The sequence below is a fragment of the Methylobacterium sp. C25 genome (genome assembly GCF_021352225.1).
Taxonomy (GTDB): domain Bacteria; phylum Pseudomonadota; class Alphaproteobacteria; order Rhizobiales; family Beijerinckiaceae; genus Methylobacterium.
The window spans coordinates 68,578-90,613 of record NZ_JAAUVI010000008.1; the positions used below are offsets into that span (position 1 = coordinate 68,578).

The 22,036-nt window shown below is 66.9% G+C and carries 24 protein-coding genes and 1 pseudogene; 15 read left to right on the plus strand and 10 right to left on the minus strand.

The window, feature by feature from the left end:
- Positions 1-47: 47 nt before the first annotated feature.
- Positions 48-356, plus strand: a complete 309-nt coding sequence (locus tag HCU64_RS18145) for a porin (RefSeq protein ID WP_233385577.1) — start codon at positions 48-50, stop codon at positions 354-356.
- A 4-nt stretch (positions 357-360) separates the two neighbouring features.
- Here HCU64_RS18145 and HCU64_RS18150 read toward each other — a convergent pair whose 3' ends face one another.
- The 3 genes from HCU64_RS18150 to HCU64_RS18160 are packed head-to-tail and all read right to left on the minus strand — an operon-like array spanning position 361 to position 2,349.
- On the minus strand, positions 361-840 hold the full coding sequence (locus HCU64_RS18150; RefSeq protein WP_233385578.1) for a hypothetical protein: 480 nt from the start codon (positions 838-840) through the stop codon (positions 361-363).
- Positions 827-1,189: a rod-binding protein gene (locus tag HCU64_RS18155; protein ID WP_233385579.1), complete on the minus strand. Its 363-nt coding sequence runs from the start codon at positions 1,187-1,189 to the stop codon at positions 827-829. The genes HCU64_RS18150 and HCU64_RS18155 overlap by 14 nt, the downstream gene beginning before the upstream one ends.
- Before the next feature lie 20 nt (positions 1,190-1,209).
- A complete protein-coding gene (locus HCU64_RS18160) occupies positions 1,210-2,349 on the minus strand; it encodes a flagellar basal body P-ring protein FlgI (RefSeq protein ID WP_442785981.1) in 1,140 nt (379 codons plus the stop codon).
- Between the two features lie 243 nt (positions 2,350-2,592).
- Between HCU64_RS18160 and HCU64_RS18165 the strand changes: the two genes are divergently transcribed.
- Positions 2,593-3,024 (plus strand): flagellar assembly protein FliX, encoded by a 432-nt coding sequence (locus HCU64_RS18165; RefSeq protein ID WP_233385712.1) that lies wholly within the window; start codon positions 2,593-2,595, stop codon positions 3,022-3,024.
- Positions 3,025-3,030: 6 nt separating this feature from the next.
- Here the strand turns inward: HCU64_RS18165 and HCU64_RS18170 are convergent, their stop codons facing one another.
- Positions 3,031-4,647 (minus strand): sensor histidine kinase, encoded by a 1,617-nt coding sequence (locus HCU64_RS18170; protein ID WP_233385580.1) that lies wholly within the window; start codon positions 4,645-4,647, stop codon positions 3,031-3,033.
- Positions 4,648-4,936: 289 nt separating this feature from the next.
- Here HCU64_RS18170 and HCU64_RS18175 point away from each other — a divergent pair, with 289 nt between their 5' ends.
- From HCU64_RS18175 to HCU64_RS18185, 3 genes are all read left to right on the plus strand, one after another.
- Positions 4,937-6,310 (plus strand): MBOAT family O-acyltransferase, encoded by a 1,374-nt coding sequence (locus tag HCU64_RS18175; RefSeq protein WP_233385581.1) that lies wholly within the window; start codon positions 4,937-4,939, stop codon positions 6,308-6,310.
- A gap of 345 nt (positions 6,311-6,655) precedes the next feature.
- Positions 6,656-7,075: an RNA polymerase-binding protein DksA gene (gene dksA, locus HCU64_RS18180; protein ID WP_233385582.1), complete on the plus strand. Its 420-nt coding sequence runs from the start codon at positions 6,656-6,658 to the stop codon at positions 7,073-7,075.
- Positions 7,076-7,267: 192 nt separating this feature from the next.
- Entirely contained in the window at positions 7,268-7,432 is a 165-nt protein-coding gene (locus HCU64_RS18185; RefSeq protein WP_233385583.1) for a hypothetical protein, read from the plus strand.
- Between the two features lie 69 nt (positions 7,433-7,501).
- Here the strand turns inward: HCU64_RS18185 and HCU64_RS18190 are convergent, their stop codons facing one another.
- Positions 7,502-8,311 (minus strand): FTR1 family protein, encoded by an 810-nt coding sequence (locus tag HCU64_RS18190; RefSeq protein WP_233385584.1) that lies wholly within the window; start codon positions 8,309-8,311, stop codon positions 7,502-7,504.
- A 390-nt stretch (positions 8,312-8,701) separates the two neighbouring features.
- On the opposite strand from HCU64_RS18190, the gene HCU64_RS18195 reads away from it, so the two are divergent.
- The 4 genes from HCU64_RS18195 (at position 8,702) to HCU64_RS18210 (ending at position 11,362) form a co-directional block, all read left to right on the plus strand.
- Positions 8,702-8,947 carry a hypothetical protein gene (locus HCU64_RS18195; protein WP_233385585.1) on the plus strand — a complete coding sequence of 82 codons (246 nt, stop codon included), beginning with the start codon at positions 8,702-8,704 and terminating at the stop codon, positions 8,945-8,947.
- Between the two features lie 143 nt (positions 8,948-9,090).
- Positions 9,091-9,441: a hypothetical protein gene (locus tag HCU64_RS18200; RefSeq protein WP_233385586.1), complete on the plus strand. Its 351-nt coding sequence runs from the start codon at positions 9,091-9,093 to the stop codon at positions 9,439-9,441.
- A gap of 166 nt (positions 9,442-9,607) precedes the next feature.
- On the plus strand, positions 9,608-10,504 hold the full coding sequence (locus HCU64_RS18205) for a GGDEF domain-containing response regulator (RefSeq protein ID WP_233385587.1): 897 nt from the start codon (positions 9,608-9,610) through the stop codon (positions 10,502-10,504).
- 210 nt (positions 10,505-10,714) lie between these two features.
- Entirely contained in the window at positions 10,715-11,362 is a 648-nt protein-coding gene (locus HCU64_RS18210; protein WP_233385589.1) for a LuxR C-terminal-related transcriptional regulator, read from the plus strand.
- Between the two features lie 72 nt (positions 11,363-11,434).
- Here the strand turns inward: HCU64_RS18210 and HCU64_RS18215 are convergent, their stop codons facing one another.
- Entirely contained in the window at positions 11,435-12,589 is a 1,155-nt protein-coding gene (locus HCU64_RS18215) for a DNA topoisomerase IB (protein ID WP_233385590.1), read from the minus strand.
- Positions 12,590-12,775: 186 nt separating this feature from the next.
- Between HCU64_RS18215 and HCU64_RS18220 the strand changes: the two genes are divergently transcribed.
- The gene (locus tag HCU64_RS18220; RefSeq protein ID WP_233385591.1) at positions 12,776-13,222 is read left to right on the plus strand and encodes a hypothetical protein; all 447 of its coding nucleotides are present in this window, start codon (positions 12,776-12,778) and stop codon (positions 13,220-13,222) included.
- A gap of 47 nt (positions 13,223-13,269) precedes the next feature.
- Here the strand turns inward: HCU64_RS18220 and HCU64_RS18225 are convergent, their stop codons facing one another.
- Positions 13,270-13,692, minus strand: a complete 423-nt coding sequence (locus tag HCU64_RS18225; protein ID WP_233385592.1) for a GNAT family acetyltransferase — start codon at positions 13,690-13,692, stop codon at positions 13,270-13,272.
- Positions 13,693-13,727: 35 nt separating this feature from the next.
- Between HCU64_RS18225 and HCU64_RS18230 the strand changes: the two are divergent.
- Positions 13,728-14,300 (plus strand): annotated as a pseudogene (locus HCU64_RS18230) (glycosyltransferase); the annotation flags it as partial.
- Between the two features lie 77 nt (positions 14,301-14,377).
- Positions 14,378-14,986, plus strand: coding sequence for a class I SAM-dependent methyltransferase (locus tag HCU64_RS18235; protein ID WP_233385713.1), 609 nt, complete (start codon positions 14,378-14,380; stop codon positions 14,984-14,986).
- A gap of 21 nt (positions 14,987-15,007) precedes the next feature.
- Here HCU64_RS18235 and yghU read toward each other — a convergent pair whose 3' ends face one another.
- The 3 genes from yghU to HCU64_RS18250 form a co-directional block, all read right to left on the minus strand.
- Positions 15,008-15,880, minus strand: a complete 873-nt coding sequence (gene yghU, locus HCU64_RS18240; protein WP_233385593.1) for a glutathione-dependent disulfide-bond oxidoreductase — start codon at positions 15,878-15,880, stop codon at positions 15,008-15,010.
- A 53-nt stretch (positions 15,881-15,933) separates the two neighbouring features.
- Positions 15,934-16,545 carry a glutathione transferase GstA gene (gene gstA, locus HCU64_RS18245; protein WP_233385594.1) on the minus strand — a complete coding sequence of 204 codons (612 nt, stop codon included), beginning with the start codon at positions 16,543-16,545 and terminating at the stop codon, positions 15,934-15,936.
- Positions 16,546-16,613: 68 nt separating this feature from the next.
- Entirely contained in the window at positions 16,614-17,705 is a 1,092-nt protein-coding gene (locus HCU64_RS18250) for an alkene reductase (RefSeq protein WP_233385595.1), read from the minus strand.
- A 113-nt stretch (positions 17,706-17,818) separates the two neighbouring features.
- Here HCU64_RS18250 and HCU64_RS18255 point away from each other — a divergent pair, with 113 nt between their 5' ends.
- From HCU64_RS18255 to HCU64_RS18265, 3 genes are all read left to right on the plus strand, one after another.
- Positions 17,819-18,727, plus strand: a complete 909-nt coding sequence (locus HCU64_RS18255) for a LysR family transcriptional regulator (protein ID WP_233385597.1) — start codon at positions 17,819-17,821, stop codon at positions 18,725-18,727.
- 117 nt (positions 18,728-18,844) lie between these two features.
- Positions 18,845-21,445 carry a caspase family protein gene (locus HCU64_RS18260; RefSeq protein ID WP_233385598.1) on the plus strand — a complete coding sequence of 867 codons (2,601 nt, stop codon included), beginning with the start codon at positions 18,845-18,847 and terminating at the stop codon, positions 21,443-21,445.
- The gene (locus HCU64_RS18265; protein WP_233385599.1) at positions 21,436-21,951 is read left to right on the plus strand and encodes a DinB family protein; all 516 of its coding nucleotides are present in this window, start codon (positions 21,436-21,438) and stop codon (positions 21,949-21,951) included. Before HCU64_RS18260 ends, HCU64_RS18265 begins: the two co-directional genes overlap by 10 nt.
- Positions 21,952-22,036: the final 85 nt, after the last annotated feature.

Below are 22,036 nucleotides of genomic sequence, written 5' to 3' on the forward strand. Positions count from 1 at the left end.
AGGGTTTACGTCTCGGAATTCGCTCGGTCTTCGCCGGAACCCGTGCCATGCTCCGCCTCTGCCCGCTCGCCCTGCTTCTTGCCGCCGCGCCGGCTGCCGCCTTCGAGCGGGCCCCGCTGCCGTCGGAAGGGCCGATGCAGAAATGTCCGGAGCAGGGGCCAAGCTTCGTCCGCATCCCTGGCACCAGCACCTGCATCCGCCTCTCGGGCCGCGTCGCCGCGGGAGCCGACGTCGCGACGGATGGGCGCACTTATAGCGCCGGCACGGGGAACGGCCGCTTCGCGATCGATACGCGCACCGACACGGCCGTCGGCCCGATGCGCTCATTCGTGCGCATCGACGCCGGCCGTCGCTGAAGCGTCAAAGGCTGCGCGAGAGCAGCAGCGGCCCGCGCCCCGCGTTGCGCCCGTAAGGGGAGGGCGGCGTCGAAGGCCGGCCGTAGACGGTCGGCGTCCCGGATTTTCCGAGTTCGTCGGCCAGAGTGCGGATCAGCCCTTCGGAGACGGTCCGCGCAGTGGCGAGGACCGTCTGGTTGGTCTCGACGACGGCGGCGAAGCGGCGATGGGCAGCCTTCAGGCTCTCGATGCCGTTTGGCGCGAATCGCGCGAGCGCGATGGCGTTGGACTTGGCGGCCTCCAGGCCGTTCAGGTAGGCAGAGGCCAACTCGGCCTTTCGCGGACCACCGACCATCGCCTCGCGGATGCGCCCGGCACGCACGCCCTCGCTCTCGCTGGCGAGCACGGCATCGAGGTCGTGCATCGTTGCCATCAGGCTGGCGATGAACGCCTCGGCAGAGGCCTTGTCCTGGATGCGGACGGCGCGCGGATCAGGCGGCTGCACGACCGGCCTCCTGCATCTTCATCATCTCGCCGTAAACCTGGCTCGAGATCCCGACGCCGCCGCTCTTCACGATCGAGCCGGCATATTCCTTGGTGAGCATAGAGCGCCAGACGCCGCCACCGGTGCCGTTCTCGCCGAGCGGCCCCTCGGTGCCGGTCGATTGCGTGACGGTCTCCAGGCTGTTCTCCAGGAACATCGATTCGAAATCGTCGGCGGTCTTGCGCGCCTTGGCCTGGGCGGTCGCCTTGGCCGTGTCCATCGTGTCGGTGCCGGTCTTGGCGACGGCACTGGCCAAGGCTTTGCCGACGCCGACTGCTGCGGATGCCGCGAAGGTTGCGAGAGGAAGCATGGTCTGGCTCTCCTTCTGGATCACATGAGTTCGATGTCGGCCTGCAGGGCGCCGGCGGTCTTGATGGCCTGCAGGATCGAGATCAGGTCGCGCGGGCCGACGCCCAGCGCATTGAGGCCGTCGACCAGTTCGCGCAGCGTCACGCCCTCGCGGACCAGGGCCAGCTTGTTGCCGTCGCCGGTATCGACCTTGAGGGCGGTGCGCGGCACCACGGCTGTCTGACCGTTCGAGAGCGGGCCGGGCTGGCTGACCTGCGGTTGCTCGGTGATCGTCACGGTCAGGTTGCCCTGGGCGATCGCCACGGTGGAGACCCGCACGTCGCGGCCCATGACGATGATGCCCGAGCGCTCGTCGACGATGACGCGGGCCGTCTGGTCGGGCTCGACCTTGAGCTGCTCCACCTCGGTGACGAGGCGGATCATGTTGCCGTGATACTTGGCCGGAATCTGGATCGTGACGGTTGCCGGGTCGGTGGGCTCGGCGGTGTCGGCGCCCATGAAGTCGTTGATCGCGGCCGCGATGCGCTTCGAGGTCGTGAAATCCGGGTTGCGCAGCGACAGGCGCAGCGAGCGCGCATCGTTGAGCTTGAACGCCACCTCGCGCTCGATGTTTGCACCGTTTGAGATGCGGCCGTTCGTCGGGACGCCCCGGGTAATCTTTGCCGCGTCGCCCTCGGCCGAGAAGCCGGCGATGGCGACGGAGCCCTGCGCCAGCGCGTAGACCTCGCCGTCGGCCCCCAGGAGCGGCGTCACGAGCAGCGTGCCGCCCTGGAGCGACTTGGCGTCGCCGAGCGAGGACACGGTGACGTCGATGCGATTGCCCTGCGCCGCGAAGGGCGGCAGGTTCGCGGTCACCATCACCGCCGCGAGGTTCTGCGTGCGCATGGTGGCGCCGCGCGTGTTCACGCCGAGCCGCTCGAGCATCGCCTGCAGCGACTGCTTGGTGAAGGGGATGTTGTTGAGCGTGTCGCCGGTGCCGTTGAGGCCGACGACGATGCCGTAGCCGACGAGCTGGTTCTGACGCACGCCCTCGATCGAGGCGAGGTCCTTGACCCGCGACAGAGCCGAGGCCCCGCCGATGCTCGACAGCCAGAGGCCGAGTCCCAGCACCAGCAGGCGCAGAACGGGAAAGGAAGGGGGCCGAACCGGACGCGGGGTCATGGTGGACTCGGGTGAATGACGCATCCTCTCCTGCGAGCCGCGTGCCATCCGCTCCGTTTCCGCAAAGCATTGAAATCGAGTGGTTTTTCTAACCGGCCGTTGGCAAGTGAGGCCTTGGCCAGCGCATCCCTTCCTGCCGGCCCGGCAGCTTCTGCCGGGCTGTTTACCGACGGTTAACCATGGCGGCCGGATGACTGGACAGGTCGAGCCACCATGGCTCCCGTCTTCTCTCCGGCCAGGATCATGCGCGTCGAGCAACGCTTTGCCGCTACCGCTGCCGGGCCGGCCACCGCCGGACGCCGCACGGACGCAACGCGCGCTTTCTCCCTCACGGAGGGCGCGCAGCAGGCCCGCGCCGGAACGAGCGCCGCGACGCAGACCGGCATGCTCGCCGGGCTCGATGCCATCCTGACCCTACAGGGCAACGAAGACGCGCCCCAGGAACGCCGCCGCCGCTCGGTCAAGCGCGGGCACGACCTCCTCGACGGCCTCGACCGGCTCAAGGCGGCCATCCTCGGCGGCCGCGTCGCCACGCACGAACTACAGGCCATTGCCGGCAGGTTGTCCGATCGCGCCGAGTCCAGCGGAGACCCGCGCCTCGACGGCTTGGTCGCCGAGATCGAGCTGCGGGCCGCCGTAGAGCTCGCCAAGCTCGAAGCCCTGCGCGAGGCCTGATCTCACTCAGGGCCCCAGAATCGCCTCCAGCGTGCAAGTCAGGCCCTCGGGCGCGTAATCCGTCGTCACCGATCCGCCCGCCAGGCCTCGCTCGATCAATCGCGAGCCGAACCCCTTGCGAGACGGCGTGGAGACGGGAGGACCGTCGCGCTCGACCCAGGCCAGGCGGAAAGTCGTCTCGGTCGTTCCGACGATCGACCAGGATACCGAGACGCGCCCGTTCTCCTGCGACAGCGATCCGTATTTGGCCGCGTTCGTCGCGAGTTCGTGCAGAATCATAGAGAGAGACAGGGCGAGGGACGGATCGAGGCGGATCATCGGGCCCTCGACCGTGAAGCGGCCCTCCCGGCCCGCATGCAGCGCGAGGGCGCCCGCGACCACGTCGGACACTTCCGCGCTCTCGCGGCTGCCGGCGAGCAGGATGTCGTGCGCCTTGCCGAGCGCGATGAGTCGCGGCACGAGGTCCTCGCGCGCCGCGTCGAGATCGGTGGCGTTGCGCAGCGTCTGGGTCGCAATCGACTGGACCATGGCGAGCGTGTTCTTGAGCCGGTGGCTCAATTCGCCGTTGAGCCAGCGCTGCTGCTCCTCGGCGCGAGCCCGCGCCACGGCGGCCTGGGTGCGGTCGGCCATCGTCCGGACGAAACCGACCTCTTCCTCCGTCCAGAGATGCGGCGCGTCGTAATGCACGAAGGCGACCGCAGCGAGCCGGCCGCGCTCCACGATCGGCACGTTGACGAGAACACGGATGCCGAGGGCGAGAAGCGTCTCGGACATCGCCCGCGTGCGCGGATCCGTCTCGACATCGGTGATGATCACGGTCTCGCCGCGCTTCAGGTCGTCGACGAAGTTGCCGTAATCGCGGAAGCGATGCAGCCCGGCGATGCTCGCCGCTCCCGGCAAGCGCCAGTCCGGCTGGATCACGATGCTCTCGTCGGCGTGGTCGACGAGGCCGTAGCCCGCCCGCGTGGCGCCGAGAGCCCGCGCCATCACCTCGGCCGCCGCAGAGGTGATCTCGCCGACGTCATCACGGTCGCGAATCCGGTCGCCGAGCTCGATCAGCGCATCCTTGCGCCGCTCGGCGCATTTGCGGTCGGTGATGTCGATGACGACGCCGGGGAAGCGCGACGGGCGTCCCGCGGCATCGTGATAGCAGCGCCCCCGGGCATAGACCCAGGTGACGCTGCCGTCGGCACCGAGCAGGCGGTATTCCTCCCGGAACTCGCCCGCTTCGGCGGCTGTCGCCGTGATCTTCGCTGCAACCACGTCCCGGTCGTCCGGGTGGATGCCATCGACGAAGGCCGAGAGCGGCGCGCCGGCTGCCGCCTCGGCGGGATCGACCCCGTACATCCGCGCGAAAACCTCGCCGGCATAGACCCGGTCGCGTGTGATATCCCAATCCCACCAGCCCAGCGCGCCCGATGCCTCGACGGCGAAAGCCAGACGTTCCTCGATGAGGGCAAGCGCGGCCTGGCTCGCGCGCAGTTCCACGGCAAGGTCGTCCGAGGCGGCGATATCAGAGACAGCGTCGGCAAGGTCGAGCTGGTAGTCGCGGTCGGTCGGCGGGCGTCGGCCGTCCTCTGCAGAGGATAGATCGGTCTCGGCGTCTCGCAGCAAGGCGCGCAAGCGCGCGTTCTCCGCCGCAAGTCGGTCGACCTCCGCTGGATATCGGTGATCTTCGGTCACGCAGCGCCTGTTTCAACCGATTCAGAGCTTAGCCGAAAAGCGCTTTTTCGACAACGAGATAGATCGGCCAGGGACCGGAGCGCATCGCCGCAGGAGAGCCGCCTCGCCGCGTCGAGCCAGCCCATCAGTCCGGGTCGTCCGTTGACCTGGCCGGATTGATCTTCGACAACGGCGCGGCGTGAGGGGAGGCTCGCAACGAGCCCTGCATCGCGCGCCTGATTCAGCGGCGATGCTCTTCAACTCCCACGTCTTTCTCCTCGTATTCCTGCCGTTTGCCTTCGGCCTGCACGCGCTGGTCGAGCGCTTCCGGCCACACTGGCGGCTCGCCGTGCTCGTCCTGCTGTCGCTCGTCTTCTACGGCTGGTGGGACATCCGCTTTGTGCCGCTGATGCTGGCCTCGATCGGCGTGAACTGGCTGGTGATGCGCGCTTTCCTGGCGCGTCCCGTCTCATGGCTGATCCCGCTGGCGATCGGCGCGAACCTGCTGGTTCTGGCCCTCTTCAAGTACATGAATTTCTTTGCGGACCTGGCGAGTCTGCTGCCCGGCGTGACGGCGCCCCACCTCGATTGGGTGCTGCCGCTCGGCATCTCGTTCTTCACCTTCCACCACATCATGTACCTGACAGACCTGAGGGCGGGCCGGGCACCGGCCTTCGGCCTGGTCAAGTACGCGCTCTACATCGCCTTCTTCCCGCAGGTTCTCGCCGGCCCGCTCGTGCGCTGGAGCGAGATCATGCACCAGTTCGACGAGCGCCCCTATGCGCGCCCCGACGCGATGGAGCGGATCGGGCGCGGGCTGCTGCTGCTCGTCATCGGCCTCTCGAAAAAGGTGCTGCTGAGCGACCCCCTCAGCTTCCAGGTCAATTCCGTGTTCGAGAATGCGGCCGCCGGGCACGTCGTCACCGTGACCGAGGCCTGGCAGGCGACACTCGGCTTTACCCTGCAGATCTATTTCGATTTCTCCGGCTACACCGACATGGCGCTCGGCATCGCCCTGCTCTTCGGTCTCGTCCTGCCGCAGAACTTCGACGTGCCCTACCGCGCCACCTCGCTGCGGGATTTCTGGCGGCGCTGGCACATGACCCTGTCGCGTTTCCTGCGCGACTACCTCTACATTGCCCTGGGCGGAAATCGCCGGGGGCTCGCCCTTCAATTGGCCGCCCTGTTCGCGACGATGACGCTGGGCGGCCTCTGGCACGGCGCCGGCCTGACCTTCGTCGCCTGGGGCGCGGCCCACGGCCTCGGCCTGTGCGCCGGCGTCCTCTGGCGCCGCACCGGCCGCCACATGCCGGCGCTGATTGGATGGGCGCTGACGCTGAGCTTCGTCGTGCTCACCTGGGTCTTGTTCCGCGCCACGAGCTTCGAGGGCGCCCTCAACATCTACAAGGGGCTGTTCGGTCAGGCGCCGATCGGTTCCCTGTTCCGGTGGCGCGGGCTCGCGATTCCCGCCGCCATCGCCTTGATCGGCCCGAGCGCCTGGGTTGCGGTGCATCGGCTGCCGGCGAGCCGAACGCTCGCGGTGGGGCTCGCGATGCTGTATGTCGTCATCCTCCTCAAGATCGGTGAGGACGCGAACCGCGAGTTTATTTACTTCCAGTTCTGACGCGAAGCCGCACGACTTGTTTCGCGAGCCTGCCCGTTGGCCGTCGCCCTGTCTCGGGGCGCCGATGGCTACAAAGGGCATGTATACCCCGGCGGGAAACGGCGTAGCTCCAAGCAACCCTCTCGTCCGCTGAAAAGAAAAATCTCAAACGCAGCCCGCAAGACATCGATCAAATTTGAATTTGCCGATTTTTCACCGTTTCGACCGTGGCGTGTTTGCCGCATGGCCACATCTTTTTGTTTTCATCGCCCCGGCTTCGCCGTGGTGCGTTGTGAAGACCGCACCCCTCGCTTATACGCTCGCGCAATGTCGCGGCAGCCGACAGTAATTGGCGTGAGGCAAGGCATGACCAAGGTGACGATCGACGAGAGCTACACGCCCTCCGACACCGAGCCTTTCATGAATGACCGGCAGCGCGAGTATTTTCGGCGCAAGCTGCTGAATTGGAAGAGCGAGATCCTGCGCGAAGCGCAGGGTACGCTGAGCGCCTTGCAGAGCGAGAACGAGAACCATCCGGACCTGGCCGACCGCGCCTCGTCCGAAACCGACCGTTCGATCGAGTTGCGGGCACGCGATCGGCAGCGCAAGCTCACCAGCAAGATCGACGCGGCTCTCTCGCGGATCGAGGATCGCTCCTACGGCTTCTGTGAGGAGACCGGTGAGCCGATCTCGTTGAAGCGCCTCGATGCTCGTCCGATCGCCACGCTGTCGCTGGAGGCGCAGGAGCGCCACGAGCGCCGCGAACGCGTCTACCGCGACGACTGACGCCTCGGATTGGGACCTGCGGTCGAGGAGAGATCCTCGACGCTCCCGCGTTGCCCGGCGGCACCGTCGGATGTCGTGTTGGATCGGGGCCGCCATCAGGCACAGAGGCAAGCGGTGTCATTCCGGTTACGCTTTCGACACGGCTTTCGGCCGACGATCGGACCTGATCCGAATCGGGTCCGGAGGCTTGCCATGGATATGTTCTATCGTGGGGTCGAGACGTCGCTGATCGCGTTGACCCTCGCCCTCGGCTTGGGCGCGGCGACCCTCTCAGGGCTCCACACGCGCGCCGCCGCTCCCGCGGAGACCATCATGTTGCCGATGATCTCCGTCACGGCCGGCGAGCCGGCGGAATAAGCTGCCCTAAGCTCCTGAGCAGAACACGGTCGAGGTGTCGCGACCGGATCGGTCGGCACGCCGTGCCCTCTAGGAAACGGCTGCCCGAGCCTGCGAAGCGTCCCTGCCGCTACGGCGCAGTAGCAGGAAACCCGTGATGGCGGCGAGCACGAGGATCGCGCCCTGCATGCCGAGCGCTTCCCAGCTACCGTTGAATCCGAGCGTGCCCACCCATTCCGGCACTCCGTCGTTGTGGACGGGAATGATGGCCTGTTCCTGAAGCTCCTGGAACGCGGCGCCGACCATCTTCAACGCCATCACGAACAGGAAGGCGGAGGTGACGAGGAACATTGGCCGCAACGGCAAACGCAGGGCGAGCCACTGCATGGCGACGAACATTGCCGCCAGCGCCACCACGGCCGCCGCCAAGCCGGCGAGCAGACTTCCGTCGAAGCCGTTGGCGCCCTTGGCCAAGGCGTGCACGAACAGCATGGTCTCCGCCCCCTCGCGGAAGACGGCGAGGAAGGCGATTGCGGCGAGGGAAACCACCGTGCCGGCGCCCAGGGCCTTCTCGGCAAGCCGGTTGAGATCGGTCTGCCAGGCTTTCGGATCCTGCCGCAGCAGGAGCCAGCCGCTCATATAGAACATCAGCGCAGCAGCGAGCAGCATCACCGCCGCCTCGAACAGATCGCTGTGGTTGCCGTCGTAATAGGTCTCGAACACCCAGGCCATGCCGAGGCTCGCGAGCACGGCCGCCGCGGCGCCGACATAGAGAGGCGCGATCCGCTCCGAGGCACCCGCGCGCCGCAGGAAGGCCGCCAGCGCCGCGATTACCAGGAGCGCTTCAAGCCCTTCGCGAAACAGGATCGTGAAGGCCTGAAGAAAAATCGATCCGCTCATAGTTTTTCAAGGCCTTTGCAACGTCGATCCGGCGCGCCGAAGGGCACGGCCGGCACAAAGATTGGCAAAATTCAATCTTATTCCCGAGATCTGTAATCTACACGATCTCAGGCAAAGAATTAATATGAAATCAGGATCAAATCTGGCGTACGGAACGGAAATTCGGGAGCAATTTCATTTCAGGCAGCGTCTCAACACAGAAATTTATCTCCGCAGTGCCGGCTCGGCAGACCGAGAGGACAGGTCCCTGCACCACTTTATTCCGCGCTCGCGACGTTTCAGGGCAACCGAATGGCCATGCTGTGAATTGGTCAGAAGTGTGGCCGAGCGTTCACGGCGGAATTCGAACGAACAGAGCGCGTCGCCGGATGGATGCGCGGGTAGGTTGGGATGACAAACAGGTTGGTATCGACGCTGACCGCCCTCTTGGGGGGTTGCCTGCTCGCTGGCGCGACGAGCGCCACGATCGCGACCGCAGCTCCCATCGAGCAGCGACCCACCAAGATCGCTGAAGCGGCCCAGGCCCAGACGGCGGTCGCGGATGACGACGCGTCGACGAATTGCAACAAATCCCGCAAGCGACTCTGGGTCGAGGGAGAGGGCTGGGTCGTCCGACGCGTCACGACCTGCCGCTGAGCTGAGCGAAAAACCCGCTGCGGCTGCACTTTGCACGGGATGGCGGCCCGTATCAGCATTCTGCACCGCTGGTGCGATGGGCTGCCGCGGAACGAGCTAGCGAAGGATGCGATTGACCCCGCATCGAGCCTGGAGTCCGTCCGATGCGTCCCATCCTTCTCGGCCTCGCCGTGATGATCTCGTCCTGTGCCGTGTCCGGCGCGATGGCCGGCGAGCGCTTCAGAGTCATTGGGGATTACGGGTACGGCGATCGATACGCGTTCGCCGGCGAGACGATCGGCGGCGCCTATGTCGGCGCCCCCCTGACACGGTTTCCGCGCCCGAACGAGATCGTGCCGCCCGCCTGGGGCTACGGCACCTATGGCGTCCCGACGATTACCGGAATTCGCCAAGCCCCGGCCGGGGCTCCTACGCTGACCGTGATCAACAGCCGCGACGCAGCGGCCGCGCGGAGCGGCGTTCGCGTGATCTCGGTGACCGTGCCGCGCCGCTGAGGCAGGCATCGTTTCGCGACGCGACGCGCCGAAGCAATCGAAGGGTGCGGGCAGGAAGTTCTCCCACCATCGCAAGTTGAACGGACTGTAAGCGGAGGTTTTAACCTCTTGGCGTCATCTTACCTGCACGGTTTCCGCGGGGCGGGACCGCTCACGGCAGGCCAAGATGCATATCGCGATCGTCGATTCGAGCCGCGTCGTCCTGAAGCTCATCGCAGGGCTTCTGGAGCCGCGCGGCCACGTGGTCGAACTGTTCACCGACTCCTCCGAGGCGCTCGACTATCTCGCCAAGCAGCCCTCGGTCAGGGCCCTGATCACGAGCCTGGAGGTTAGGCCGATCAGCGGGCTGGAACTGTGCTGGAGCTCGCGCCTGATCGGCGATGCCAACCGGCCGCTTTCCATTATCGTGATGTCCTCGACGCGCTGCACCCACACGCTTGCCGAGGCCCTCGACAGCGGTGCCGACGACTTCATCGAGAAGCCGCCGAGCGCCGAAGAGCTTCACGCGCGTCTGCGCGCGGCCGAGCGGCTCACCACCATGCAGGCGGCCTTGATCCGCCTCGCCGAGACGGATCCTCTCACCGGCCTGATGAATCGGCGCGCCTTCATGAGCCGCGCACACGATGCCGTCACCCATGCCGGCACCTCCGGCAACCTCGCAGCGGTCCTGCTCGACATCGACCATTTCAAGCGCATCAACGACGCCCACGGACATGATATCGGTGACGAGGTGATCAAGGCGGTGGCCACGCTGATTTCCGGACGGGGCATTGCCGGCCGGCTCGGCGGCGAGGAGTTCTCGCTGCTGCTGCCGGAGCACGATCTCGACAAGGCCATGGTGGTCGCGGAACGGCTGCGCCGCCGCGCCCTCGGCCTGCGCATCCCAGCCGAAAAAGGGCCGGTCAAGCTGTCCTGCAGCTTCGGCGTCAGCACCTGGCGCGACGGAGATACCGTCGACGGGTTGCTCAAGCGCGCCGACGTTGCGCTCTATGAGGCGAAGACGACCGGCCGCGACCGCGTGGTTGCCTCGGGCATGGAACGACTGCTGAGCAAAGCTTCCTGAGATCAACTGGAACGTTTTTCGCTGACATTAAGAAGTATTAATGTAACCTTACCAGAAATGTCCCGCGCCGGGACCAAGATGACACAGAATCGGCGACGCATTGCTGTTTTGAACCACTTTACTGCATAGAAGTGCTGGAACGGATTTTGTTCTGAACACCCCGATACGGCCGCGATGTATTGCGGCGGCACGCGTAAAGGGGAGTGCGGCATGAGTCACACCGTCGAAGTCCTGATCGTCGACGAGCCGTTCGGGTTCGATCCGAGCTTTCGGGCGGCTCTCGAGCATACCCCAGCCCTGCGCACGATCGGCGAGGAGGACCTCGCAGCAGACGCACCGGGCACCGTCGTCGCCCTGATCTGCGCTCGCGAGGCACTTCTCGACGCAGCCTGCGATCGGATCGCGGCGTTGCGCGATCGTCAGCCTTCGTTGCGTATCCTCGTCGTCTTCCAATCTCTGGGTTCTGACGACCTTCGTCACCTGCTGGCAGCCGGAGCCGACGCGTTCGTCGGGCGCGGAACCCCGGCGCGCGACGTCTGCGGTGTCATCCTCGGACTGGCCGGTGCCCCCGTCGAGACCGCCGTCGAGGCGCACAAGAACGGCTATGCCCCGGTCCCGGACGTCCTGGCCCTGACGCCGCGCGAGGCCGAGGTGCTGCGCTTCCTGAGTGCGGGGTTCTCGAACAAGGAGGTGGCGCGCCGCCTCTCGCTCTCGGTCCGAACGGTCGAGACGCATCGGCTCAACCTGCGCCGCAAGACGCAGACCGGCCGGCTCAAGGATCTCGTGATGCTCGCCCGCCAGCTCGGTCTCGATCCGGTGATCGACGCCGATCTCCCGCGCCGCTCCGCCTCGCATTGAGACAGGGCTCGATAGTGGCTCTCGCCGACACCGAGCTTCCACCTCGGTGCGGCACCTCGTCGGCTCACTCGATCACGCCGCACGCCGACGATGAGAGGCCACCCGGCCTGCGGCCGGCACCCCCTTGCGCGCCACCTTTGCCCGCGGCTTGGGCGCAGGTTGCTGGAGCCGGCTACGCAGCAGGCTGAGCACCGCGGCCTCCTCGGGCTTCAGTTGGTCGAGCTCCTCGGTCAGCTCGTCCTCGACCCTCTCCTTCACCTGCAGCAGCAGGGCGCCGTCGAGGTAGCAATCGAGCACCTGAGGGTGGATGTAGCATTTCCGGCAGATCGTCGGCGTGTTGCCGAGACGGGAGGCGACGGATTCGATGGCATCGCGCACGTTGCGCTTGGCCATGGCCTCACTGTCGAAGCTCTCGAATTCCTTCAACGCCAGAGCCGCGAGCACCGTGCCGGCCCAGGTTCGGAAATCCTTGGCGGTGAAATCCCGGCCCGTGATCTCGCGCAAATACGCGTTGACGTCGGACGAGGTGACGTCCCTGCGAACGCCCTCGTGGTCGAGATACTGGAACAGCTCCTGGCCCGGCAGGTCCTGGCAGGCCTTGACGATCCGGGCGACGCGCCGGTCGCGGATCGACAGGTTCCATTCCTGGCCGCTCTTGCCCTTGAAGCGGAAGGTCAGTTCCGAGCCCTCGATCTTCACGTGGCGATCGCGCAGCGTCGAAAGGCCGTAGCTCTTGTTCGAGCGGGCATAGTCGTCGTTGCCGACGCGGATCAGGGTGTTCTCGAGGAGGTGCACCACGGTAGCGAGCACCTTTTCGCGCGGCAGGCCGCGCTTGCCCATGTCGGCGTCGATGCGCGTGCGGATACCGGGCAGCGCGTCAGCGAACTCCATGATCCGTTCGAACTTCGTCGCCTCCCGCGCCTCGCGGAAATCAGGGTGATACCGGTATTGCTTGCGCCCCTTCGCATCGCGACCGGTCGCCTGGATGTGGCCGTTGGCGTGCGGGCAGATCCAGACGTCGGTGTAGGCGGGCGGGATGGCGAGCTTCTTGATCCGTGCGATCACGGCCTTGTCGCGGATCGCCGTGCCGTCGGTATCCCGGAACGAGAAGCCCGTCCCACTGCGCTTGCGCGTCCAGCCCGGCTTCGAATCGTCCACGTAGCGCAGGCCGGCCTCGCGGGCGGCCTCTCGCGGATCGACGGTCCCGGTGTCCTCGCAGGCTGACATGATGGCTCTCTCGCAAGACGCGAGGGCTCAACCGGAATCGGGCGGGCCGTGTTCCCGCCCAACGGCCTCGAGCTCCACCGCAAAGGTGCGAGACCCTGATCGGTTTCCGCGGAGGCGATTGATCCGGCCATCAAATAGCCGCAGGCACGTCCAAAACAAGGGAACGTTGCTTTTGAGGGCAAGATAATGACGCCAGCATTTTATGCAGTCACCGCACTCTCCATTGGCGCAACCCTCCCAATAGCCTCTCCTGCAGCCGCGTTTGATAATATTAAAGAAGTTAAAGTGAAATGCGCAGATTTACATCTGCGGCCAATCGATCTGTGTATCGATGATAATTCCGTTCAAGTGACCGTGATCTTCAAAAAATCGGTGAGCGCGGACGATAAAACAGCGCAAAAATTTACAGTGAACGTTCTTAAATCAGAAGACGAGAAATCGGTTCCTTTGGGGATCCATGCGGCGTTTTTTGAGCCAACCGCCGAGGCAAGAAAATTAAGCTACGAGGATGGGCAATCTGCCGATTTGAAGACAGAGCCGGAAGCGGACGGTGTATTGCGGCTTTATGCTCCCGTACCGGCACCGAAAGATGACCTGAAAGATTTTCGCTTCAACGCCGGCTCTCGGTTCTGAGCGAAGTCCAGCATCATGACCAATGCGGCGCGATCGGCGTCGAGGCCCTAAAGCCAGCGCTCCATCACGGTGCGCGGGCTCTCGGACCAGCCGATCCGCTCGTAGAAGGCGCGCACCGCCGTGTTGGTCTCGCGGATCAGGAGTTGCGCCTTGCGGATGCTCCGCGCACGCAGCCAGTCTTCGCCCGCACGCACCATGATCCGCCCGAATCCGGTGTCGCGATAAGCCGGATCGACGGCGACGTAGTAGAGCCAGCCGCGATGTCCGTCATGGCCCACCATGGCCGTCGCCGCGACCCTGCCGTCGGGCAGGATGCCGAGGAGGATGTCGGAATTCTCGCGGCCCGCCGCGAGGTCGATGTCGGCATCGGGGTCGTTGTACGGCACCACGAGCCCGCAGCCGAGCCAGAGAGCTTTGACCGGCCCGCGGTCGGCTTCGGCGAAGGGCCTGATGCTCAGCGTACCGTCCATGCCGCGACCCCGCGCCCATGCTACAGACCGTCCCGATGGACGATCCGACCCAATCCCCTAAAGCCGCGGCGGGCCCTGCGAAAACCGTCGCCTTCGTGTCGAGCGACGATGCCGTCTTCGCCGCGGACGGCCTGCCGATGGCCCGTGCCGCCATCGCGATGGGTCTGTCGGTGGCGGTGATCACACGGATCGGCTCGCATCGCGAGGCGATCGAAGCCACCGGTGCGCGCCTGGTCGCGCTGGATGACGGCCGATCCGGCCTCAACCCGATGAGTGCCGGCTACGCGGCAGGGCAGCTTTCGGCGATCCTGAAGGCGCTGAAGGCCGACATCGTGCATTGCGTCGGTCTGCGCGGCATCCTCGTCGGAGGCACGGCGGCCGCCATGGCCGGCATTCAAAGCCGCGTCTACGCGCCGGGCGCGCTCGCCCGCGACAGCGGCCGGCTGTCGCGGCTCGCGGTCAAGGGCCTCCTCCGCGGGCCGCTGGCGAACCGGAGCACGCGTTACCTGCTCGAGAGCGCGGACGACGCCCGTGCCCTCGGGCTCGATCCGGCAGATACCGCCGTGACCATCCTCGACCGGACGGGCAGCGACCCCAGTCCCGTCGCCGGCATCTATGCGGAGCTGCTGTCCGCGTGACCCCGTCCCGCGACCCGCTCGCCTTCATCCGCGCCAATACCCGGCTCATGCCGGTCCCGCACGCCCCCGAGATCCGCCTGCACGTCGCCGACGAAGCGACCGAGCTCTGGCAGAAGACCGAGGAGGAGTTGGAAGAGATCGGCCTGCCGCCGCCGTTCTGGGCCTTTGCGTGGGCGGGCGGGCAGGCTCTTGCCCGCTACATCCTCGATCATCCCGAGACGGTCGCCGGCAAGCGCCTGCTCGATTTCGCCTCGGGCTCCGGCCTCGTCGCCATTGCTGCGGCCAAGGCTGGCGCCGCGCATGTACTGGCGAGCGACCTCGACGCCTTCGCGCTCGCCGCCATCCCGCTCAACGCCGCCGCGAACGGTGTCGCCGACCGGATCACCGCGACGGGCGAGAACCTGATCGGCAGCGAAGAGAGCTTCGACGGGTTGTTCGCCGCCGACATCTTCTACGAGCGCGACCTCGCCGGTGCCGTGGGCGCCTGGCTGCAGGGCCTGCACGCGCGCGGCACCGCCGTGCTGATCGGCGATCCCGGTCGCTCCTACCTGCCGCGCGAGCGGCTCGACGCCATCGCGGCCTACGAGGTGCCGGTGACGCGTTCGCTCGAAGACGCCGAGATCAAGCGCTCGAGCGTCTGGCGGTTTCGGGATTAGCAACCGGGTCCGGGTCAGGGCTCACGAAGCTTCGGCGGCCCGGTCGAAATCGGAGGCGTCGTGGCGTTCGCGCAGGAACTCGCCCGGCGCGCCCGAGGTGCGGTTGACGATCCGTCCTCGCGCCACTGCCGGCCGGGCGGCGATGGCCTCGTACCAGCGAAGCAGGTGCGGATACTCCTCGACGGCGAGGAACTCGCTCGCCTTGTAGGCGCCGTAGAGGCTTCCGGGCTGCCAGGGCCAGACCGCCATGTCCGCGATCGTGTATTGGTCGCCGGCAAGAAATTCGTGCGAGGCGAGATGCGTGTCGAGCACGTGCAGCTGGCGTTTGACCTCCATCGCGTAGCGGTCGATCGCGTATTCGATCTTGATCGGCGCGTAGGCATAGAAGTGGCCGAAGCCGCCACCCACGAAGGGCGCCGACCCCATCTGCCACATCAGCCAGTTGAAGGTCTCGGTTCTGGCGCGGTGCTCGGTCGGAAGGAACGCGCCGAATTTTTCCGCCAGATAGACGAGGATCGAACCGCTCTCGAAGACGCGCGTGGTCGGGTCCGTCGTATGGTCCACGAGCGCCGGGATCTTCGAATTGGGGTTGATGCCGACGAAGCCGCTGCCGAACTGGTCACCCTGGAAGATGTCGATCAGCCACGCATCGTAATCGGCCTCCGCATGGCCGGCAGCCAGGAGTTCTTCGAGCAGGATCGTCACCTTCTGCCCATTGGGCGTGCCCTGCGAGTAGAGTTGCAGCTTGTGCCGCCCGACCGGCAGTTCCCGTTCGAAGCGCGGCCCCGAGACCGGCTGGTTGATGCTGCCGAACGTGCCGCCGAGGGGCGCTTTCGGCGCCCAGACCTTCGGCGGCACGTAGTCTGCGGGCTGGTTGTCCAAGGGGTCGGTCATCGCTCTTCCTCTGGCCGAGACTGTCGGGGAATCGTCATTCACCTGACCGGAACCTACCGCGCCCGGAGGCCCTCGGCTTCCAGTGACGCGCGAACACTCGGCCGCAGCTCCATGCGGGCCATGAATTTCCGAATGAAGGCATGCTCGGACAGATCAACGTCGACGCGCGGAGACCAGGACAGAACGTTGTAGAGATAGGCATCCGCGACGCAGAACCGATCGCCCAGCACGTAGTCGTTGATCGACAGATGCTCGTCCACATACGCGAATTTGCTCGAGAGATTGCCCTCGAAGAACCTCGTCTTCGCGACCCGCTCCAGGAAGGGCGAGAACAATACCGCGAAGCCTCTGTGCAGGTCGGTGGCGACGAAGTTCAGCCACTCCAAAGCCATGTAGCGCGCCCTGCTGCCGAATGGCGGAAGCAGGCCATCCGCCGGATTTCGGTCCGCGATCCATTGCAGGATGACAGCAGCCTCCGTCAGCACGTCGCCGTCGTCGAGCTGAAGTGCGGGCACGGCCCCTTTGGGCGTCACCTGGAAATAGTCGCCTTCGGCCGTCGTCTTCGTCTTGAAGTCGACGGCGACCATATCGAACGGCCGCCCGGCTTCGCGCAGGGCGATTTGTGGCGCGAGCCCGCACGAGCCCGCGGAAAAATAGAGTTTCATTTGAAACACCGCGAAGAGAGGGAAGAGGTATCCGGACGGGCAAGTGTCCGGACGGATCGACATGCCGGTCAGGCGACGGCTTTCCTGTCTTCGAGGGTCGGATAGTCGGTGTAGCCCTCTGCGCCCTGGGTGTAGAAGGTCTCCTGCTGCGCCTCGCTCAACGGCGCGCGCTCCCGCAGCCGACGGACCAGATCGGGATTGGCAATGAAGGCCCGCCCGTAGCTGATCGCATCGGCGAGCCCGCTATCGAGATCGGCCTGGTGATCGGCCCGTTCGTACTCGCAGTTGAGGACCAGCGCCCCTCTGAAGTGCCGGCGCATCATCGGCGATTGGCGTGGCACGTCGGTCTTGAGGAACCTGCCATCGGGCCGCGGCTCCTTCAATTCGAGGAACGCGATGCCGATGGCGTCGAGCATCGACGCCGCCGCCGTGAACAGCGGCGTGGGGTCGCTGTCGTCGACGCCCCAGGTCTCTCCGTTGGGGGAGAGGCGCACCGACGTGCGATCCGGACCGACCGCCTCGGCAACAGCCTGCGTGAGCTGACGGAGCAGGCGAAGGCGGTTCTCGACGCTGCCGCCGTATTCGTCTGCGCGCGCATTGCTGTTGTCGCGCAGGAACTGGTCGATCAGCATGCCGTTGGCAGCATGGATCTGGACCCCGTCGAAGCCGGCGGCGATCGCGTTCTTGGCTGCGCGCGAATAGCTGGCCACGAGGCCGGGGAACTCCTCCACCCTCAGCGGACGCGACATCTCGGCGGGTTTCGGCCCGTCATAGGTCCAGGCAGCAACCGGCGAGACCGTGGCGCTGGACGAGACGGGCTGTTCGCCGATCACGGTATGATGTCCGGCACGGCCGGTATGGGCGAGCTGGGCGATGATCAGGCCGCCCGCCTCATGCACGCCCCGCGTCACCGGCTTCCAGGCGTCGACCTGCGCCTCGTTCCAGAGCCCCGGCGTGTAGGTGAAGCCGTTGCCCTGGCGCGAGACCCCGATGGCCTCGCTGATGATCAGCCCGGCCGAGGCGCGCTGCGCGTAGTACTCCGCCATCATCGGCGTCGGCATGCCGTCACGCGTCGCACGGCTGCGGGTCAGCGGCGCCATGATCACACGGTTCGGGACGGTCAGCGCGCCGAGCGCGAGGGGCTCGAAGAGCGTCGGCATGGAAACTCCTTCGTCACAGTCGCGGCCTTCAGGGCGACGCTCGATTGACTAAGGCGGAATGGATGGCCGAAAAACAGGCTGCTTTTCCGAACATTGCGGACGAAACCGACGCCATGAGCATCCGTGTCGAGAGCGTGAGCGCCCTTTCCGCCTTCGTGCAATCGGCGGAGTTGCAGAGCTTCAAGCTGGCCGGACAGCACTTCGGGCTGTCCTCCTCGGCGATCGGGAAGACCATCGCGAGGCTGGAGGGTCAGCTCGGCGTGCGGCTGTTCCACCGCTCCACCCGCGCCATCCGGCTGACGCATGAGGGCGAGGCGTTTCTCACGCGCTGCCGTAGTGTCCTGTCGGAGCTGGAGGCGGCCGAAGCGGAGCTGGCACAGAGCGCGGTCTCTCCGCGGGGCCGGCTCCGCGTCGCCGTTCCCTTCGCCGGCGACCTGCTCACGCCGCTCTTCGGCGCATTCATGGCCCGTTATCCGGAGATCGACCTCGACCTCGACTACAACGATCGGATGGTCGACGTGATCGAGGACGGGTTCGACGCGGTCATCCGCTCGGGCGAGGTCAGCGACAGCCGGCTGATGCACGTGAAGCTCGGCGACTTCTCATCGCTCCTCGTCGCAGCCCCGAGCTATCTCGCCCGAATGGGCACGCCGGAGACACCTTCTGATCTGGCGAGTCACCGCCTGCTGCATCACCGCTTCTACGAAACCGGAAAACTCGGCGACTGGGGCCTGCCCCTTCCCGAAGGCATGGTCCTGCCTGTGGCGCTCGCGGCAACCTCCCTGGAACCGCTGATCGGCCTGGCCGAGGCAGGGACTGGGATCGCCTGGCTGCCTTCTTTCGCGGTGGCCGACCGGATCAGGACGGGCCGCCTCTGCGAGGTGCTTCCCGACGCCGAGAAGACGTGCCGCGCACTCCGCCTGCTCTGGCCCCGCAGCAACTTTCCGCTCCCGAAGGTCTCCTCATTCGTGGCGTTCATGACGGAGGCGGTGAGAACCGCGCTGCACGACGCCGCCGGGTGATGTCGGTCAAGGCACCCCGAAATCGCCCCGATTGACGGTTCAACCTCCGTTCATGAGGGGAAGAGCGCTCTGGTGCCGCCCCGGCTCGTCCTTCGAGCCAGCCGAGGGAGGCTTTTCATGCGCGCAGCGTCGCGGATTCTCGCTCTTCTGACGATCCTGTCGTGGTGCCTCATCGGCGGCATCGCCCAGGCCGACCCGGTGCCGGGCGGCTCCGAGAAGCGCATCGCCCTCGTCATCGGCAATGCGGGCTACAAGGCCGGAGAGCTGGCGACGCCCGCCAACGATGCCGGCCTCGTCGCGCAGACGCTGCAGGCGGCCGGCTTCGACGTCGTCGGCGCTCGAGACCTCGACGAGGATTCGCTGCGGCGCGCGATGCGCGATTTCACCGACAAGGCCGCGCAATCGGGACCCGACACCGTCGCCTTCGTCTACCTCGCCGGCTACGGCTTGCAGCTCAACGGCGAAAATTACTTCGCGCCGGTCGACGCCGAGATCGCCTCCGCCGCGGACGTGCCGGTTCGGGCTCTGCGGCTCTCCGACTACAAGCGCCAGCTCGCGGCGATCCCGCTGAAGGCACGCTTCGTGGTACTCGATGCCGCCCGTACCGCGCCCTTCGCCAAGACCGGCGATCCGCTCGCCGGCGGCCTCGCACTGACCGAGGCCGAGCCTGGCTCGCTCGTCGCCTTCAACGCAGCGCCGGGAACGGTGGGCCCGCAGGAGAAGGGGCCCTACGGCGCCTATGCCCAGGCGTTGGTCGAGATGATCCGCGAGGGCGGATTGCCGCCGGCCGAGCTGTTCGACCGGGTGCGCCTGCGCGTCAGCGAGACGACGCAGGGCGGCGAGGTTCCGTGGAGCGCCTCGCGGATCGAGGGCGCCTTCGAGTTCTTCAAGCGCGCGGCCGATGCGCCGCCCGTCGCCGATGCCGAGAAGGTCGCGGCCCTCAGTCAACGCCCGTTGAAGGATATCGGGGCCCAGGACGCCTATGCCGCCTGCCTGCACCGCGACACGCTTCAGGGCTACCAGGAGTTTGTCTCCGCCTATCCGCGGGATGCGCTGGCCAAGCGCGTACGCGTGCTGATCGCGGCGCGGCGCGAGGCGCAGACCTGGCGGCGCAGCTACCTCGCCGACAATCCCGATGGCTACTGGTCCTATCTCAGCCGCTATCCGCGCGGACCGCACGCCTGGGACGCTCGCCGACGGCTGCGTGAGCTCTCGGTGGCGCTGGAGCCGCCGCCGCACTTCGCGATGCTCGATTACGACGTGCCGCCGCCCCCGCCGGAGGAGGTGGTCTATGTCGAGCGCCCAGCGGTTTATTTCGACGACCCCTCCTACGAGCTTGCGCCGCCGCCCCCGCCACCGGCTTTCTTCCTGCCGCCGCGGCCAGCCTACATCGTCGACCTCGCGCCGCCGCCACCGGTCTATGTCGATTACGCGCTGCCGGCCCCGGCCTTCGTGCCGATCCCGGCCTATGTCAGTGCGCCGGCCTACATCGCCGCGCCGCCGAACAACGTCTATTACGAGAACATCCACAACGTGACGGTGATCGACCAGATCAACCGTCAGAACCTGGAATTCTCGCGGGAGCGCCGCGGCCCTTCGGCCCTGGCGGTCGGAGCCGGCGCGGTCGCGGGTGCGGCTGCCGGGCTTGCCATCTCGCGCGTCGCGCTGCCGCCCGCCGTCGCCAACCGAGCGGCGCTTCAGGGCAACGCTCCCCCCGGCGTCGCAGGGCCGGCAGGCGCTCCCGGTCTCAGGCCCGGCATCATCGGCAATCCCGGCCTCGCACCGAACGGCCAGGGCCTTCCGCAGCAGGCCAATCGCCCGGGCCAACCGGTCCTGCCCGGACAGCCGCCGCAGGGGATCGCACCCGGCGCGCGTCCGGGGCTCGGCCAGCCGCTCCCGGGCCAGAATGGTCAGCCGCTCCCGCAACAAGCGAACCGTCCCGGGCAGCCCGGACAGGGGCTCGTTCCCGGCAATCGGCCCGGACAGCCCGGGCAGGGCCTTCCCAACCCGAACGGGCAGGTGCAGCCGCTTCAGGCCAACCGGCCGGGCCAGCCGCTTCAACCCGGTCAGGTGCAGCCCGGCGTCACGCCCGGCCGTCCGGGCGTCGGCCAGGGGCTTCCGGGGCAGGGCGGCGCGCAACCCTTGCAGCAGGCCAACCGTCCCGGCCAACCGGCGCAGGGCCTACCCAACGGGAACAGGCCTGGGATTGCGCAGGGCCTGCCGCCTCAAAACGGCGCGGCCCCGCAGATCGTGCGGCCGGGACAGCCTCCGGGAGGTGCGGGCGCCGCTCAGCAGCAGGCGATCCAGCAGCGCCAATTGCAGCAGCAACAGGCGGCCCAGCAGAGGGCGGCGCTTCAGCAGCAGCAATCCGCGCAGCGCCAGCAGATGATGCAGCAGCAACAGCAGCAGAGAGCCGCCGCTCAGCAGCAAGCCGGTCAACGGGCCGCGATGCAGCAGCAGGCGGCGCAGCAGCGCCAGATGCAGCAGCAGGCCGCACAGCGGCAGCAACAGCAGGCAGCCCAGCAGCGGCAGATGATGCAGCAGCAACAGATGCAGCAACGCGCCGCTCAGCAGCAGCAGATGGCCCAACAGCGGCAGATGCAGATGCAACAGCAGGCCGCACAGCGGCAGCAGATGATGGCGCGCCCGCAACAGCAGCCTCAGCAGCAGCCTCGCGGTGGCGGACGCGTCTGTCCGCCGGGAGTGCCGTGTCGGTGATCACTCCGGCGTTCGCGCGGACCATGGCGGCCTACAACGCCGTCCTGAACACGAAGATCTACGCCGCGGCGGCCCGGCTCTCCGATGCCGATCGCAAGGCGGATCGCGGCGCCTTCTGGCGCTCGATCCATGGCACGCTGAACCATCTCGTCTGGGCCGACCGGATGTGGATGTCGCGGATCGACGGCTGGAAGGCGCCGTCCCAGAGCCTCGCCGAGAGCGGGACGCTGCACGAGGCCTTCGATGCGCTCAGCGAGGTCCGCGAAACGATCGACGCGGATCTTGCCGCTTGGGCGGCACGGCTGGAGCCGGGATGGCTCGACGGCGCCCTGACATGGTTCAGCGGCGCGGCCGGCCATGAGATCACGGCGCCGCGGGCGCTGATCGTCACGCATCTCTTCAACCATCAGACCCACCATCGCGGACAGGTCCACGCCATGCTGACCGCTGCCGGGGAGCGTGTCGGCGATACGGACCTGCCGCTGGTGCTGCGGTCGCCGAACTGACGGCCGGCCGCGTCGGCCATCGTCGGCGGCTGAGCCGTTGCCGAAGAAATGCCCGATTGGCGAGCCGTGGTCTCGACGCGATTCC